Annotated in this window: 18 protein-coding genes and 1 tRNA gene; 5 read left to right on the forward strand and 14 right to left on the reverse strand. The window is 61.5% G+C overall.

Annotated features, from left to right (window positions below; genetic code table 11):
* Nucleotides 1-31: 31 nt before the first annotated feature.
* Together ACUVWL_RS09815 and ACUVWL_RS09820 are read right to left on the reverse strand one after the other, a co-directional pair.
* Nucleotides 32-1,318 (reverse strand): nucleotide sugar dehydrogenase, encoded by a 1,287-nt coding sequence (locus ACUVWL_RS09815; RefSeq protein ID WP_014646680.1) that lies wholly within the window; start codon nt 1,316-1,318, stop codon nt 32-34.
* Between the two features lie 134 nt (nt 1,319-1,452).
* Nucleotides 1,453-1,887, reverse strand: a complete 435-nt coding sequence (locus tag ACUVWL_RS09820) for a BLUF domain-containing protein (RefSeq protein ID WP_014646679.1) — start codon at nt 1,885-1,887, stop codon at nt 1,453-1,455.
* A 131-nt stretch (nt 1,888-2,018) separates the two neighbouring features.
* Here ACUVWL_RS09820 and ACUVWL_RS09825 point away from each other — a divergent pair.
* Together ACUVWL_RS09825 and ACUVWL_RS09830 are read left to right on the forward strand one after the other, a co-directional pair.
* Nucleotides 2,019-2,105 (forward strand) — tRNA-Leu (locus ACUVWL_RS09825).
* Nucleotides 2,106-2,424: 319 nt separating this feature from the next.
* Entirely contained in the window at nt 2,425-3,231 is an 807-nt protein-coding gene (locus ACUVWL_RS09830; protein WP_445979130.1) for a site-specific integrase, read from the forward strand.
* Here the strand turns inward: ACUVWL_RS09830 and ACUVWL_RS09835 are convergent.
* From ACUVWL_RS09835 to ACUVWL_RS09865, 7 genes are all read right to left on the reverse strand, one after another.
* The gene (locus tag ACUVWL_RS09835) at nt 3,219-3,788 is read right to left on the reverse strand and encodes a hypothetical protein (RefSeq protein ID WP_414611793.1); all 570 of its coding nucleotides are present in this window, start codon (nt 3,786-3,788) and stop codon (nt 3,219-3,221) included. The genes ACUVWL_RS09830 and ACUVWL_RS09835 overlap by 13 nt on opposite strands.
* A 149-nt stretch (nt 3,789-3,937) precedes the next feature.
* Nucleotides 3,938-4,687 carry a Rid family hydrolase gene (locus ACUVWL_RS09840; protein WP_445979131.1) on the reverse strand — a complete coding sequence of 250 codons (750 nt, stop codon included), beginning with the start codon at nt 4,685-4,687 and terminating at the stop codon, nt 3,938-3,940.
* Nucleotides 4,688-4,951: 264 nt separating this feature from the next.
* A complete protein-coding gene (locus tag ACUVWL_RS09845) occupies nt 4,952-5,911 on the reverse strand; it encodes a hypothetical protein (RefSeq protein ID WP_414611790.1) in 960 nt (319 codons plus the stop codon).
* A 119-nt stretch (nt 5,912-6,030) separates the two neighbouring features.
* Nucleotides 6,031-7,464, reverse strand: a complete 1,434-nt coding sequence (locus ACUVWL_RS09850) for a replicative DNA helicase (RefSeq protein WP_445979132.1) — start codon at nt 7,462-7,464, stop codon at nt 6,031-6,033.
* Entirely contained in the window at nt 7,464-8,261 is a 798-nt protein-coding gene (locus ACUVWL_RS09855) for a helix-turn-helix domain-containing protein (protein WP_445979133.1), read from the reverse strand. Before ACUVWL_RS09855 ends, ACUVWL_RS09850 begins: the two co-directional genes overlap by 1 nt.
* On the reverse strand, nt 8,258-8,533 hold the full coding sequence (locus ACUVWL_RS09860; RefSeq protein ID WP_414611787.1) for a helix-turn-helix domain-containing protein: 276 nt from the start codon (nt 8,531-8,533) through the stop codon (nt 8,258-8,260). The genes ACUVWL_RS09855 and ACUVWL_RS09860 overlap by 4 nt, the downstream gene beginning before the upstream one ends.
* On the reverse strand, nt 8,530-8,805 hold the full coding sequence (locus tag ACUVWL_RS09865; protein ID WP_414611786.1) for a hypothetical protein: 276 nt from the start codon (nt 8,803-8,805) through the stop codon (nt 8,530-8,532). The genes ACUVWL_RS09860 and ACUVWL_RS09865 overlap by 4 nt, the downstream gene beginning before the upstream one ends.
* 602 nt (nt 8,806-9,407) lie before the next feature.
* On the opposite strand from ACUVWL_RS09865, the gene ACUVWL_RS09870 reads away from it, so the two are divergent.
* Nucleotides 9,408-10,082, forward strand: coding sequence for a LexA family transcriptional regulator (locus ACUVWL_RS09870; RefSeq protein WP_445979134.1), 675 nt, complete (start codon nt 9,408-9,410; stop codon nt 10,080-10,082).
* A gap of 77 nt (nt 10,083-10,159) precedes the next feature.
* Here ACUVWL_RS09870 and ACUVWL_RS09875 read toward each other — a convergent pair whose 3' ends face one another.
* Nucleotides 10,160-10,708, reverse strand: a complete 549-nt coding sequence (locus tag ACUVWL_RS09875; protein WP_414611784.1) for a hypothetical protein — start codon at nt 10,706-10,708, stop codon at nt 10,160-10,162.
* A 3-nt stretch (nt 10,709-10,711) separates the two neighbouring features.
* A complete protein-coding gene (locus tag ACUVWL_RS09880) occupies nt 10,712-11,344 on the reverse strand; it encodes a hypothetical protein (protein WP_414611783.1) in 633 nt (210 codons plus the stop codon).
* Between the two features lie 313 nt (nt 11,345-11,657).
* On the opposite strand from ACUVWL_RS09880, the gene ACUVWL_RS09885 reads away from it, so the two are divergent.
* On the forward strand, nt 11,658-11,795 hold the full coding sequence (locus tag ACUVWL_RS09885; RefSeq protein WP_414611782.1) for a hypothetical protein: 138 nt from the start codon (nt 11,658-11,660) through the stop codon (nt 11,793-11,795).
* On the forward strand, nt 11,792-12,124 hold the full coding sequence (locus ACUVWL_RS09890) for a hypothetical protein (RefSeq protein WP_414611781.1): 333 nt from the start codon (nt 11,792-11,794) through the stop codon (nt 12,122-12,124). The genes ACUVWL_RS09885 and ACUVWL_RS09890 overlap by 4 nt, the downstream gene beginning before the upstream one ends.
* Nucleotides 12,125-12,370: 246 nt before the next feature.
* On the opposite strand, the gene ACUVWL_RS09895 is transcribed toward ACUVWL_RS09890, so the two are convergent.
* From ACUVWL_RS09895 to ACUVWL_RS09905, 3 genes are all read right to left on the reverse strand, one after another.
* A complete protein-coding gene (locus tag ACUVWL_RS09895; RefSeq protein ID WP_414611779.1) occupies nt 12,371-13,681 on the reverse strand; it encodes a hypothetical protein in 1,311 nt (436 codons plus the stop codon).
* A gap of 217 nt (nt 13,682-13,898) precedes the next feature.
* On the reverse strand, nt 13,899-15,308 hold the full coding sequence (gene hemN, locus ACUVWL_RS09900; RefSeq protein WP_041864131.1) for an oxygen-independent coproporphyrinogen III oxidase: 1,410 nt from the start codon (nt 15,306-15,308) through the stop codon (nt 13,899-13,901).
* Between the two features lie 44 nt (nt 15,309-15,352).
* Complete coding sequence (locus ACUVWL_RS09905; RefSeq protein WP_041863293.1) at nt 15,353-15,793, reverse strand: group III truncated hemoglobin; 441 nt, start codon at nt 15,791-15,793, stop codon at nt 15,353-15,355.
* Nucleotides 15,794-15,942: the final 149 nt, after the last annotated feature.

Consider the following 15,942-nt stretch of genomic DNA (forward strand, 5'->3'; position numbering starts at 1 on the left):
GCGAGTCTACCGTGCTGCCCGCCGCCCGGGTTTACAGGCGATCGTCAACCACGTTGCGTGGCCAGGCCGATTTGACGTCGTAGACCAGGCCGCCCGGCGCCAGCAGCGACCGGATACCGGCCTCGTCCATCGCCTTGAAGCGGGCATGGGCAACCGCCAGCACCACCGCGTCATAGGCCCCTGCCACGGGTTCGGCCAGCCACTGCACGCCCTCATCGGCCAATGCCGCCGGGCCGACCCAGGGATCACTGACCTCGACCTGAGCGCCGGCATCACGCAGGCGCTGCGCCAGCTCCAGCGCGCGGCTGTTGCGCAGGTCCGGGCAATCCTCCTTGAAGGTCACACCGAGCACCAGGATGCGCGACTGCACTGGTTCGCGGCCGCGTTCGGCCAGCATCGCCAGCACCCGCGACGCCACATGCTCACCGACGCGGTTGTTGACCTGCCGCGCGGTGTGGATCAGGTCCGGGTGGTAGCCCACGCTCTCGGACTTGTGCAGCAGGTAATACGGGTCCACGCCGATGCAATGGCCGCCGACCAGGCCCGGCCGGAATGGAAGGAAGTTCCACTTGCTGCCGGCGGCATCGAGCACATCCTGGGTATCGATGCCCAGCCTGTCGAAGATCAGCGCCAACTCATTGACCAGCGCGATGTTCACATCGCGCTGGATGTTCTCGACCACCTTGGCCGCCTCGGCCACGCGCATCGATGGCGCGGGGAACGTGCCGGCGGCAATGATGCGCTGGTACAGGCCATCGATCACCGCAGCCACTTCCGCTGTCGACCCCGAGGTGATCTTGCGGATGTCAGCCAGGCGCCGCTGGCGGTCACCGGGACTGACCCGCTCCGGGCTGTAGCCGCAGTAGAAGTCTTCGTTGAAGCGCAGGCCCGAGCCTTCTTCCAGCAGCGGCACGCAGACTTCTTCAGTGGTGCCGGGGTACACCGTGGATTCGTAGATCACCAGGTCACCCGCGCGCAGATGGCTGGCGATCAGCCGCGTCGCCGAACGCAACGGCTCCAGATCGGGCTGCTCATAGGCATCGATCGGCGTCGGCACGGTGACGATGTAGACGTTGCATGCATCAAGCAAGGCCGGATCACTGCCGTACTGCAGCTGCCGAGCACTGGCCAGCTCGTCGGCCTCCACCTCCAGCGTATGGTCCTGGCCATCGCGCAGCTCGGCGATGCGATCGGCATCGATGTCGAAGCCCAGCGTCGGCCAGTGCCGACCGAAGGCCACCGCCAACGGCAGGCCGACGTAGCCCAGGCCGATCACCGCAAAACGCGGGGTCTCCGCTGCCGCAAGGGACGCGCTCACTGGCATGTCCCGCGCAACGGCATGCATGCCGCCATGGATTCGGCCGACCTGCTCATTCGCTGCACCACTCCGTGTAATTCCACGCCAGAAAGGCGACAGCGTAACGGCCCGGGCGCCTGCCCGCCAAGATGGGATCAGGAGCCCAGTGCGACCGCGGCCGGTTCCAGTTCGCCATCGGCGCCGGTCCAGGCCTGCCGCAGGCGCTCGAAGCCACCGCTGCCAAGCAGGAAGCCCGGCCACGCCGATTCAACGATCTGTGCCAGCAGCTCCGCATCAATGCGCCGGGTTCCCATCGACCAGCGCGGAAACGCCCGCTGCGCCACCGGCGCGCGGCACAGCACCTTCAGCTGGCCGTGGCTGCGCGCATTGACGATGCGCTGGTACACCGAATCGATACCGTCCTCCGGGCCTTCCAGGTACTGCAGGAAACGGCTGCCATCGAACATCAGCACACCGGTGACACCGGCTACACGGTTGAATGCCGTGGCATCGGCCAGCAGGCGGTCAAGATCGGTTGTCTGCAGATCGGCGCGGGCCTCACTGGCATAGGCAATCGCGTGCAGCGACATCGTGCGGCTCCCCCCCTGGGAACGATGGTTGGGACTATGACATGAATGGGAGCGACAGTTAAACACGCTGCCGCTCCACGGCAATCCGGCTGCGATTCTGCAGCTGGGCTACAATCGGCGCCGCGCTGCAGGCCCGGATGGCGAAACTGGTAGACGCATCGGACTTAAAATCCGCCGGGGGCAACCCCATGCCGGTTCGATTCCGGCTCCGGGCACCAACGCATGTTTTGGGGAGCCAACGTGTTCGCCACGATTCACCCCAATTCGGCACGGAATCAAGCACTTAGGGCGATCCGAATTCCCGCGATCACCACGATTTGCCCGGACTTGCCCGGCTACTCTCCCCAAAAATTCCCCATATGATGCGGCCATGGCCAGCATCCAACGATCAGGGAACAAGTGGCGCGTGCAGGTGTACGTGGCCGGCGTTCGCGACTCCACTACCAAGCCACAAAGCAAGAAGCCGCGAAGTGGGCTCTTGAGCGAGAGGCAGAACTTCGAGGTGGGAAGCTGCCAGATAAGTCGCTGCGCGAGGCCATGCGCCGCTACGTCAAGGAAGAGGCGCCCAAGCGAGCTGGCGAACGTTGGGAGTCGGTCCGCATCGCTGCGTGGGAACGGACGCTTCCGCTCTTGGACCGGCGAATCGCGGCAATCGACAGTTCGGACATCATCGTTTGGCGAGATGGAAGGCTCAAGCAGGTCAAGCCTGGGACGGTTGCTCGCGAAATGAACCTGATGCGGTCCGTATTCGAGACTGCGCGCCGGGAATGGAAGTGGATCAAGCAAAACCCCATGTCGGACGTTCGCTGGCCGCAGCAGCCTAAAGGCCGGGCACGACGCGTATCTCCAACTGAGGAAGCCGCCCTGATCGCTGCGTTCGGGCTCGATAAGGGTCTGTCGGCGGAGACGGCCACCCAGCGGACAGGCTTGGCTTTCCTGCTCGCCCTAGAGACAGCCATGCGGTCTGGAGAAATCCTGTCACTGACATGGCCGAACGTGCATCTGTCCGAGCAGTACGTGCACTTACCGAAAACGAAGAACGGCGATGCGAGGGATGTGCCGCTTAGCCGGCGGGCCTGCGAGATCCTGAAGACACTTCCCCTTGGCTTCGGGCCCGTCTTCCAGCTCAATTCTGCCATGCGAGATGCGCTTTGGCGCAAAGTCCGAGACTCGACGGGCCATCGGGAAGTGCACTTCCACGACAGCCGCGCCGAAGCCATCTGGAGACTCTCGAAGAAGCTCGACATCCTGCAGCTGGCTAGGATCATCGGGCACCGAGATCTGAAGTCTCTGATGATCTACTACCACGAACCTGCTTCAGAAATCGCTCGTCAGTTGGGGTGATGGTCAACGTCACGCCCATTGGGCAGAACTTCAATGGTCTTTGTCCACGTCGGCTCCGGGTTGCCACGCTCATAGACCGAAATTACGACCTCGCCAAGGCGCTCAAAGTGGATTGCCAGTTCCGCCGGACCTCCTCGAGCGACAAAATTCTGAGTCGGCCCGAACAGGTCTGTACCCTTTTGATACTCCCTACCTCTCCAGTTCAGTGGCGCAGGCGCAGTTCTGTAGAACCAAGCCGCCATAGAGCCAAGACCACTCGTTGGCGGAATACGGCCCGGCCCACTATCTGAATACTCCGGCTGCGCCTTCTTTGAGAGCTTGACAAGCAGCTCAGAAGCTTCCGGGACAACTGCGCTCATGCCAACCAACTCCCCCAGCTTCACCGACGACACCGTCGGATGGAGGATGTTAACCCCCTCCTCGGCAGTGCTCGGATAGCGGAACGAGCCGTACTTGCCAACCAGCTTCCAAACGAAAGCCGCGCAACCAAAAAGTCCGCCGCCAATGGCGACAACGTAACCACCAGCCTCCAGCCACTGCATTAGCGTCCAGTCCATAGCCCCCCCGCTTCCTGTGAAGTCACATTGTGGCACTTCCTCCGGAGGAGACAATATGGAAAAAGCCGCTTCCGCCGTACGCCCCTCCACCCCATTCTCAGCACGTCCCCCTTCGCGCCAATGGTGCGAACGCTACCCGCCCCTTGTCTTCAGCTCTGTACTTCGGCCCGGAAGGCAATCTCAATCAACTGCTCGGGGAAGGCCAGCGCCGAAACTCCAATCAGATTGCTGGTCACCTGCGGCATCGGTTGGCCATACACGGCCGGCCGGACCTTGCCACTTGCCGCGAAGGCCGCCGGGACGTCGATGACGAACAGCGTTTCCTCGACCACATCTGCGAGCGACCCTCCCAGTTCTGCCAGCAGCACCTGCGCGTTCTCGTAGGTCCGCCTCATCTGGGCTTCCATGGTGTCGAAGTTGGCGGGCTTGCCGTCAGCTCCCAGTTCTGCCGGCGCGACCAACTGACCCTCCGGCGTGTGCGAGAGCTGGCCGGACACGAAGATCGTGTTGTTGACGCGGACGGCCTGTACGTACCCGTAGGCCGACTCCCACGGCACAGGTGAGCGTATCTGCATCAGGATCATGTCGCCGCGGCGCGGCTCGCCCTGGATGACCGCGAAGCCCTCCGCCTGCAGCCGGTGCAGGCTGTAGAGGTCCTGCCCCTTCTCCCACCAGTCGTCCTCCCGCTCGTACTGACTGAGCTGGATGCCCAGCTCGCGTGCGTAGAAATCACGCACCAGGCTGTAGCAATCCAGCACGCCGTGGGCGAACTGCCGGCCCACCAGCGGCGCCTCGTAGCCGCAGGGCACTATGGTCTGCAGGTCGCCACATTCGGGATCAGCCCCAACGCACTGCCCCACGCTCACGATGTGCCACGGCCGGCCGCTGGCCTCGCACATGACGCGGTCGGCATCAGAGGCAGCCGCAGACGCGTTCGGGTGGCCATCTTGCCGAGGTCGTCCACATCGCCCTGGCGGATATCAGGCAGCTTCGCCTTGATTTGCGCCTGCTGCTCCTTCGTCAGGAAGCCGGGATAGATGATGTATCCACCAGTGAAGCCCCCCTTGCGCATGAAGCGGGCTGACCAATCCTGCGCAGCGCGCGCCAGGCCGACTTCCCCATCAGAGCGGCGATGCGCTCCTCTATAGGCCGCTTGTCAGTGCTCATCTGGATACTCCGATTACGATCTTGGTGACGTTGTGCTTGCGACGAAGACCCGCCTCAACTCTCTGAAGCCATGCTCCGGGATCTCCGGCCGCCCCCATTCGGTCAAGCGAAGCCTTTGCGGCGAGACAACGATCTTTCCAGTCTCCGGTTAGGAATCCGGCGGCCGTCAGATCGCCGCTCAGGAAGGCACCTATAGCCCTGGCAGCTACCTCGGCTTTGGCTATTGAGCTATCAGCTCGCGCCATTCCTGAAACTAGATCACGCTGTCCCTTTCTCGAACCAGTTGCAATCAACCTGTCCGCATCGTTATAGAGCTTGAGAAGCGCTCGCAGCTCTTCTGATATAGGCGTGAGGTAGAACGGCTTGCACACCCCAATGGATGCGATGGGTGGCAATGTGATGGATACGACTCTGGCATCCTTAATGACCTCGCCTTCGTCGTCCAGTTCCGCCGGTGTTCGCCCCTCGACCACAACCTCACCTGAGGTCCTGGCGAGCTCCTCAAGCCTGGCTTGGTTCTTGCGACCCACGGATTCCATGAAGTCTTGAAGCGCGCGACGCCGTTGATCCAGCGCTCCCATCGCAGCCACTAATCGATCCCTAGCTTCATCCCTTCCAGCCAAGAGTTCGGCCAGCCTCTCCATAGCAAGCTCTTCGTCAACGCCTTTCTGCGCCGCACTGATGTCCCGCATGATGATGCTATCGGCATCGTACTTCTGCTTCGCGCAGTCACCACCGATGATTGTGACAGCGCCTCCGGCGACCTTCGCCACCCATCCCTTTTGGTGAGGCGTATTGCACAGCGTGCCCGTGCTCCTGAGCGAGCAACAGTGCATTTCCTTCTCTTCTAGGGCGTACCACCCCAGCAAGCCGCGGTAGGTCTCCAAGGAAATCGGATGTTCCTTCTCGAACCCCGGCAGGGCAACGACCTCGTCCCGACTTTTGAATCGCTTCATGATCGAACTGCTCCTTGTGAGCGGCCTCTGGAGACCAGAAATGGCAGATGTTCTGGCGAATCTACTGCTCATGGTTGGTGTATCCACTGTCGGCTCCTGGGACAAGCATTGAAAGACGCTCATCGGCCGATCCCCCCATAGGTCTTACGGCCAGGCCCATAGCTGGCGCGGCGCAGCGGTTGGTCGTCGTTCGCTGCCTCCGGTTTACGCGGCATCGGCCCGTCCCAATTGTCGATTCGCATCTGATCAAAGCGGTTCTGCAAGCTGATCCGCTCGCCGGCACGGATGTTTCGACCCTTCGCAAAGTGCATCTCCACGACACCCTGCAGATGGGTCTTTTGCTCTGGAGTGTCGTAGTAGTCCTCCCGGTGAAGCAACACCACAACGTCGGCCTTCTGTTCCAGCTCGCCCGATTCACGCAGGTCTGACAGGGTCGGTCGCTTCTCGTTCCGCCCCGTGACGCTGCGATTCAGCTGAGCCAAGGCCACCAACGGAATCTTCCACTCCTTCGCCAGGTCCTTGCCCTTCTGGAGGATGCGGCCGTACTCAAATCGGGCCATGCGCGGGTCCACGTCGAAGTCGTGGATGTGGTCGATGACCAGCAGTTGCAGGGGCTTGCGCTGGTGCATGCGCCGGGCGCGGGCCTCGAACTGACGGACGTTTAGGGAGGCAGTGTCATCGATGTACAGAGGCGCCGCCTTCAGATCACGAATCGCCGGGGTCATACGGCTCTGGTAGATCTCGCTGTCCTCACCGGAATGCCTTGGCCTCGTGACCCACTCGTGGGGAATGTGCCCGACAGACGCGACGTTTCGATCATGGCAGTCGTCGATGCTCATCTCGAGGCTGAACAAACCGACCGTTATCCCCTTGAGCGCGCAGTAGACGGCAACATTCAGCGCCGCGATGCTCTTGCCCATACTCGGCCGGCCAGCGATTAGATAGGCGGTGGACGGCTGAAGGCCATGCGTTACGCGGTTGAATTCGGCCCATGGGGTTTCCAGTCCGGTCAGGCCGCCAGCGGCGTGATAGCGGTCTTCCCAGCGCTTGTACCACCCGTACATGGTTTCCCCGGCAAGCCGAAGACCGCCGCGCTGGGCCGGCTGCAACCCGGCAATGTCCTGCGTCAACTCCGCCAGGAGCTCAGGGAACTCGCGGCCATCCTGCTGCCGGGCAGACTCCATCGCCTTGCGGCCGACCTCGGCCAGTCGTCGCCGGCCGGCGTACTGCACCACGATCTCCGCATACGCAGCCACGTTGGCAGCCGATGGCGTCGTGCTAGCCAGCTCCGTGATGTAAGTGCCATCGCCGACCAGGTCCAATTTTCCGCGTGACTCGAACCACTCGCCGATGGTCACCGCGTCGAACAGGCGTTGCTTCTCCGCAAGCGTGCGAATCGATTCGAAGATCAGCTGGTGATCGTGACGGTAGAAGTCCTCGGCTGACAGCGTGTCGGACACCAGAGGCCAAGCTTCTGGAGCCAGCATCAAGCCACCCAGGACAGCCTGCTCCGCCTCAACGCTATGCGGCGGCAGATTGGGGTCAAAGCGCATCAGCCCTGGCCCCCGTTGCGGTTGTTGTGGTAGGTGCCTTCTACGACCTTCAGCAGGTTCTCTTCAGACTTGATCAGCCACGGCAGGGACACCTGGAAGCTGTTCACCTTGCCCATGAGGTAGTCGCTTTCCCGCATCCACTCGAACAGTCCACGCCACCACTCGAGCGTCTGCCTTGTGGGGTCCGCCTTCCAGCGCGCGCGCAGGTGCTTCTGCCGGCTGTCACTCCACCCTTGGACAACCGGACAGTTCGGAAGCTCCTTGTGGTAGGCAGCGATGATCGCCTCGTGAGGGCAGCCGGTGGTCGACTTGCCACCGAGCAGATCTGCCTGCTCATCCGCTTCGTCAGCGGCGCCCTCGTCACCGGCAGGTGACCCATGGGTTTCTTCTTGATGGTTATATGATGGATTGGCTGCAGCTGCTGCACCCCGTTCTGCAGTCAGCTGCACCCCGTTCGTGCCGTCAGCTGCACCCCGCGCCTCTTCACGGGCTGCAGCTGCTGCATCCCGTGACATGACCAGATCGTAGACAACCGGGCGCCGATCGGCCCGATTGATATAGACGGCAGCGAGAGCTTGATTGCCCTTCACGGTCAGGCCTGCCTCAACCAGCTGAACCAGCTTGAGGCGTACCGTACGTACCGACAGACCCGTGTCTTGGGAGAGGCTATCGGCCGAGGGGAATGCTCCCCTGCCATCCTTGTCCGCATAGTTCGCAAGACACAGCAGCACATGCCTCGCCGCCGGGTCCCCGATGCGCCTCTGATCCATTGCCCACGCCATTGCCTGCACGCTCATGCGGGTTCTCCTACCTTGAGCGTGTACGCATTGGGCAAGTTCGTGCCCTCATCCACCCGGAACTCGACTGAAATCAGGTCCATCGCTACGAGCTCTGGAAGCGCGCGCTTAACGCTGTCGATGCTCATGCCACACAGCACAGCAAGCTTCCGACGGGAAAGCGCGCAGCAATGGGTCTCCCTTGCAGCATGGAACGCCAGCATGATCAGCAAGAGTTTTTGCTTTGCCCCCAACCGCTGCTGGACTGCCCAGTTCATTGCTTCGTGACTCATGCGGAGGCTCCCGAGACTTCCGGGAAAGCAGCCAACATCAACGTGGCGAAGGCCCCCAGGTGCTCCGTGGTGATCCAGCGCTTGCCGGACATCTGCTGGATCCACTCCAGCGCCTGCTGCGGGCCGGAGCAGTAGAAGTCGTAGGCAGGCTCATCGCCCCCACGACTGCGATCGTAGACCTCCACGGCAATGCGGCCGTCAGGCAAGCGCTCCTGCAGGCGGACCAATGGCCTCGCCTGGCGCTCCCTGATCTTCTCAACGGCATCGTTCATGACCGCGCTGATGTGGCGCGGACCGGATTTCGGGTTTTCCCGAGAAGTTGCGTGTGGCATAGTGGCCTCGCTCTGAACGAAGCCTCCGCATCTGTCTGCCCGACAGCGGGGGCTTCGTCGTATCTGGACATTGGGTTGTCCCCCGAGCGCGTCACGCTCGTAGCGCCAGACACCCACATGGCCACTTCCTCATGCAGGGTGGTCGCCGTCCTTGCCCCATCGCACCCGATCCTTCGGGCGAGCAAACGCGTTGCGCCGCGTCAGCGGCGGCAGCTACTGATGAGTCACGTATCGGCGCGCACCTCCTCCGCGACTATTACCTTGCCCGTGGGGTCGAACTTCTCCGGGTACTTCGCCAGGAAGAACAAGGCCCAAGGACGTGGGATTCCCCGCTTCCGCCACTGACTGATGGAGGGTGCGCGGACTGAACACAGAGCAGCGACCTGCCCGGTGCCACCGAGGGCATCGATAAGCGCAGAAGCCTGTTCAGCATCTTTGGTACAGGAGATTAGGGCGGCCATGCGACCAAATTAGCAACTCCTAATGTACTTTGCAACGAGATCGTGCGTAACATTGCCTAATCCAATTCGCAGACCCTAATGATGGATCTCTCCAACCGGCTTCGAACCGCCTTGTCCCGCTCTAACGTCTCCCAGCTCGAACTCGCCAAAGCAGTGGGCGTTTCAGCGCCCAGCGTAAGCGGTTGGCTAAGTGGCAAGTCGCGATCGATCCGAGGCGATGCCCTTGTCAAGGCAGCAAGGTTGCTGGGCGTCTCCGCGCTCTGGCTCGCCACTGGAGAGGGTTCAATCGACGACGTCCCCGACTCGCACCCGCTTTCCGTCCGTGAGACACCGCCAGGCTACCTTCGCCTCGAGCTAATGGATGGGGCAGCAGGCATGGGAACAGGGGTCTTTAATGAGGAATTCCCGGAAGTGATCCGGAGCATGGAATACGCAGAGTGGGATATCCGGCAGCGCCTTGGATTCTTGCCCCAGCCTGGGCGCCTTAGGCTGATCACCGGCCGAGGCCCTTCTATGGCGCCGGTCATCAATAACGGCGATGTGGTGATGGTTGATACCGCCGTGGACTGCTTCGATGGTGATGCCATCTACGTAATCAACATCGGCGGCGAGACGCAGATCAAGGGGCTACAACGCAGGGCGGACGGCGTCTACATCGTAAGCGCCAACTCGCTGTTCCCGCCCTACTTGGCTCCCGCCGACCTCTTCATCGCCGGCAAAGCGGTTGTGCAATACAGCGCGCGCCAGATCGCGTAAGGCGTCTGGCTTCAGTTACGCACGAATTGCCTGCGTTGGGCGCCGCCGGCGTGCAACTGCCGACGGCGCGTTTTACCTCAGTGCAGCAGAAGCTGCGCCTTGGCCATCTCAACAGTCTGGACGGTCACACCAATCGCGCAAGGTCCTGGTCCTGGGGCCATTCTGAATGTGGCCAGTGCACCTCCAATGGTGGTGCCGACAAGCGAGTTGGCCCGCGGGTCATGCGGAACCTGAAGAACCAGCAGATTAGGATACTGCGACAGAAGAGTTCGCGTCGAGATGCAGCCTCCGCGAAGGTCGAATGAAAGCTCTTCCAGCTTTCCCGCAGGATCGAGCTGTAGCGCAACATTTGTGCCAGTGAGTCGATCACCGATAGCCAGATCAGATACTTCTCCGCCAGGCAGACGGCCGTGCTCCAGCGCTACAGCACGCTTGACGCTGTCCGCACCAGCCACGGCGGCAAATGAGAGTTGTTCCACCCTCTTCCACAGAGCTTTTTGGTCTTCACGAGAAGCTGGCTCTGAGGCTTTCGGAATGGGTAGATCCGTGCCTGCCCCTCGCACGTGCAAAGGCGCTACATGGAGTATCACCAATGCCGACATGGCGGCGAAAATTTTGGTCTTCATAGTTCAGACCTCCGTGCCATAAAGGGACTGTGGGCCCACGTTCTCGTCGTACCATTTCCCGTAGAAGGTGCGATAGTTTTCGCCTGTCAATGAGTTGGTGTTGTTGTCGCAGAAGCTGCTTCCAACCCTTTCGTCAAGCTTCTCGCCGCCGGCCAATATGATTGCCTGTAGCTGTGAGGCATTCGAAGCGATAAGTGGAATTTCAGCCGTCCCCTCTGATGTATCCAAGATCTCTGATCGGGCTTTCCAATTGTTCAGGACAGCACGCCCCTCATCCGTGCACATGCGCTTGACGAATGCATCCTTGGGTCCTGCCAAGGATGCCGGCGCATCAAAAAATGCATGCCCCATCTCATGTGAGACCTGGCCCACGGCTCCATAGAGGCCATGAAGATTTTCCGAAGAACAGGTGTAGTTCATCACGTAAACCACCTTGTTGTCCTTATCTATCCATGAAGAGCTCGAGTACGCAAAGGTGTAGGGAGCCGTGTTCACCTGATTTGTCAATGTAGGCGAAGCGTAGATTATGAAATCTACGCAGTCACCCAATCCTGTCTGCGGGGGCATCTGCTGCGCTTTTGTTGGCGCGCTTACTACTAAAGCCAATAGCAGTGTCCCAGATATGACCAACTTCATGCATGCTCCTTTGCGAGAAAGTGGGATCCCCCCTGCAACGCCACAGCGCTGCGATTCCGATCCTAGTGGGGCATTTCTCAATAAGCAAAGCGTGACGCACGTTTCATGAGCGCATCCGCGAGCGATAAGAGCGGGGAGGCTGGCCAAGGCCTGAAGCATGAGACAAAGCGACTTCCTGAATCCGTTAAGAAAACAGGCAAGCTGAATTAGCAATTCCTATTGCAAGCGATATTAGCAATCCCTAATATCACACACATCAGGTCGATTCCGCCGGCTGAGTGGGAGCACAGGATCCAGACTTCTCACCGATCACGTGCAAGCCCTGCTGTGGCAAGGCATGCGAGATGCCGATGGCAAGGACGTGTCGTTCGGGTACGACGAGGTTGTGACGATGGACTTCCTTCTCGAGATTGCGACCGGGCTGTATCGAGCCGCAGGAGCCGAAGCATGAGCATCTTCGATGACCTGGTCGATTTGGCCCACCTCGAGGCCGAACCCGACTACCAGATCTCCGCCAAAGCAGTCAGGGACATCCGACGCGCAATCACGTTTGGGATCTTCGCCGCTGCCGAAGGAGCCAAGATTAACCAAGCGCGCGCATCGGCACAGATGATGGGGCAGGAATGGCCGGACGTCGCCCATTCGGTGGCGCCTGGAGACTCCTTCGAGCAGACCATCCAAGAAATGGCCGGGGCACTGCTGTGGCTGGAGTACGCGTCGCACCTGCGCAAACCTACCGCGGCTCCGACCATCTTGGATTCGGCTGAGGAGGCGCCGTGATCGAACCGACTGCTCCCGACCCGACTATCACGGTCCTGGCCGCGATGATCGAGGGCGAACGCTGGCTCAGCGCGGATTCCTGTGCCGTCCTCTTGGGCCTGACGACGCCGGACGGGAAGCCCAACCGGCGTGGCTTCCTTGAAAGGCTTGCATGCCGTACCAGCTCCCCTGCCCCACTTCAGATCGGAAACGAGAAGAAGTGGAAAAGATCGGAGCTACTGCAGTGGGCGGATGATGAGAGAAAGATCACCCGCCGGTAGCATTCTCGGCTAGTGCTTCGGCGATGACAGCCTTCCCAAGTTCAGACTCCGTCTTCTGCCGCCTAAATATTGCCACCAGTCGCTCACGGAATCCCGGGACACTGCGGACGGCCAAGTGGAGCTCTTTGGATGTCAGCAGCTCATGGAATGGGCTGCCCGACACTTGATCCTCCACCAGCCTCAACGGAATCTCATCGAGCCTACTCATCGCGATAGAAAACAACTGAGCTTCGAGAACATCGTCCAAGCGCGCTGCCTCGGCACGATAGCCCTCGTACGCTGCGGCCAGTGCTGCCTTGTACGCGTAGTCCTCAGACAGCCTAAATCGTTGACCGGTTTGCTTGGTGGCAACCCAGGCCAGCCAAACGGGAGCCGCTAAAGACAGAGTGGCCAGCGCAACTTGCGCCACGAGGAAGGGCCAGCCGCCGTTGGTCACCTTCGTTGCAGCATCCAAGATTGTTGGGAATCGCACGAACCCGATGACGATCGCCGAAATCAGAGCAAGAACGAGTACACCACCCCACACGTAAACCGATTTCCCCAAAGATCGAGCCTTTGAGTCGAAAGATTTTGCGAGTCCCTCAGATGTTGCAGCAGCGTAGGCGGCGCCAACCTTCTTCATCATAAGCTCTGCTTCTTGCATGAGCTCATCCATCCTCGCCTTGCTGTCGGAGGCGCCCCCCACGGCCTCGGCCGCAGCGCCTTCGCATTTCAGCGCATTCTCTTTGGCCGCCTTCGCGTCATCCAATGCCTGCTCTAGATCCTCGCGCGTTGCATCCAAATTTGCCGCGACGTCATAAGCGGACGCGATCCTCTCAAGCTTGCGGTCAATGTCCTCCAAGCCCCAGTTCGCCTTTTCCAACCGTCTTCTAGCAGTATCAACGTCCCGCTTGAGGCCTCCAGGGAGACCCCAGATCTGCCCTACTACTTTAGGATCCAGGAAGCTCTGGAGCTGCACATCCAGCGTCATCATCAGCCCCTGCAGTGAACCGATGACTTGCGGATCACTCTGTAAATGTGGCAAGAGCCTAGTGCGCGCTTCGTCGATCTTCTCCTTCAGGTCCGGCAGATACACTGCGGCCCTCTCGGCATCAACCGTTGACCAGTCATAGTCTTTGTAGCGCTTACGAATGATGTCAAAGTTAGCTCGAATGTCCCCCGCATCTATCACGGGGCCATAAGTGCCGTAACTGACGAATTTCGTCTCAGACCACTTTTGAGTGAATTCATCAACAAGCTGCGCCAACGCCTCAAAAAGGCGACTCGCTCCATCGACTGGGTCGAAATCTTCCGTCATAAGCCCCCCTACTGTACGAGGATGCTAGGCGGTTGCGGTTTATGAATGCAAGCCAACGGCGATCAGCTGCGCCGGAAAGGGCCGCCCGCAGCGCAAATGTCGCGTGATCTGCCCGCGTCGCCGCCTCCCAGAATCTCCCCGCTAATTGCAAAATCCCTTGCGGCACAAGGGATTACGATTCCGGCTCCGGGCACCAACCGCGCTGCGCGAGTACACCTTAGATTGCACGCGAGTAACGCGGCTGTTCATGCGCCGCGCGCAGGTAGGGGTCGAAACACATCGCCAGCAGCCGCAGCAGCGGCCGACCCGGCTCGCTGGCGCGCACTACACCGTCGCGGTATTCGGCCAGGCCGTCTTCCTGCAACCGCTGCACCGAACGCAGGTCCTCGGCGAAGTACTGCTCGAAATCGACGCCATGGCGCTGGCCCAGCACGGCACCGTCCACCTCGCCCTGGCACATCAGCTGCTGGATGAGTTCAGCGCGCAGCTGGTCGTCGGCGCTCAGTGCCACGCCGCGCCAGACCGGCAGCTGGCCCTGGTCCACCGCGTCCTCCCACGACGGCAGGTCGCGCGGATTCTGGCTGTAGGTGGCACCGATATGACTGATCGCACTCACGCCCAGGCCGAGCAGGTCGGTATCGGCGTGGGTGGTATAGCCCATGAAGTTGCGATGCAGCTGGCCGGCACGCTGCGCGCGCGACAGGTCCTCTTCCGGCAGTGCGAAATGGTCCATGCCGATGTACTGGTAACCCGCAGCAGAGAGCTTCTCCACCGCCAGGCCCAGCAGCGCCAGCTTGTCTTCCGGTGAAGGCAACCGGCGCTCGTCGATCTGCTTCTGCGCACGGAACAGGTGTGGCAGGTGTGCGTAGCCATACACCGCCAGGCGATCCGGTCGCAATGCCAGCACTCGTTCCAGGGTGCGGCCGAATCCCTGCAGGCTCTGTCCAGGCAGCCCATAGATCAGGTCGACGTTGACAGAGCGCATGCCGCTGTCGCGGCAGGCATGCAGGATGTCCAGCGTCTGCTGCACGCCCTGTATGCGGTTGATCGATTCCTGCACATGCGGATCGAAATCCTGCACGCCCAGGCTGGCCCGGTTGAAGCCCAGCCGCGCCAGCATGGCGACATCGCGGGTATCGATGAAGCGCGGATCGAGTTCGATCGAGAAATCGCGCTGCGGCGAATCGCTGAAATCGAAGCGCCGGCGCAGCCCCTCCACCAGCGTGGTCATCGCCTCGGCCTCGAGGAAGTTCGGCGTACCACCGCCCAGATGCAGCTGGATGACCTCACGGCCGTCCTCGAACTGCGGCGCCAGCAGGTCGGCCTCGGCCAGCACGCGCGCGACGTAGCTGTGGCCCCGACCGCGGTCGCGGGTGATCACCCGGTTGCAGCCGCAGTAGAAGCAGGGGCTGGAGCAGAACGGCACATGCACGTACAGCGACAGCGCGCGCGCCAGCTGGTTGCTGTCGGCGATCGCCTGGCGCAGCGCCGGCGCGTCGAAGCCATCGTGGAAGTGCGGCGCGGTCGGATACGAGGTGTAGCGCGGCCCCGGCCGGTCATGCCGGCGCAGCAGGTCGGGGTCGAAGGTCCAGGCCAGGCCACCGGCGGCGGGAGAGAACGTGTCCATGCCGCCAGCATCGCGCCGGACGGCCATGACCGCCTTGACCCAGATCAATCGCGGGTGGGGATTCCCAGCACCGGCAGGCCCACCTGCGGCCAGCGCAGCATCTGGTAGCGCTTCCAGAAGGTGTCACCGATGCGCGCGGCGACATCGTTGGCCAGCTCCTGCATCGGCGGGTTGCCGCACTCGGCGGTGGTGATCCGGAACAGCACCAGCCAGCGATCGAACAAGTCCTTGTCCAGCTCGATGGCCATGTGCTTGGACATCGGCGAGCCCTTGAAGCGGCGCGTGCCGCGCAGCATCGCCGACCAGAAATCGACCAGCTGCGCCAGATGTTCCGGCCAGTCGTGGACATGCGCCTGGAACACCGGCCCCAACCGCTCTTCCTCGCGCACGCGCGCATAGAAGTCGTGGACCAGGCGGGTCACTTCCTGCTCGGTGCACAGCCCGGGCGAGGCGACGGGCAGGACAGGTGGCGGTATTGCGTTCATCGGGGTACCCAAAGCGTGCCGGCAGTGTGCCGCAGCCGGCCGGCACCGCCGTTGATCCAGATCAATGTCGGCGCAGTCCGCTGCACCTAGGCTGCCACGATTGCAGGAAGCATGCCCTGCGGATGCTGCGCCGGCCTCGGCGGAGTATA

The organism is Stenotrophomonas muris (genome assembly GCF_052751275.1).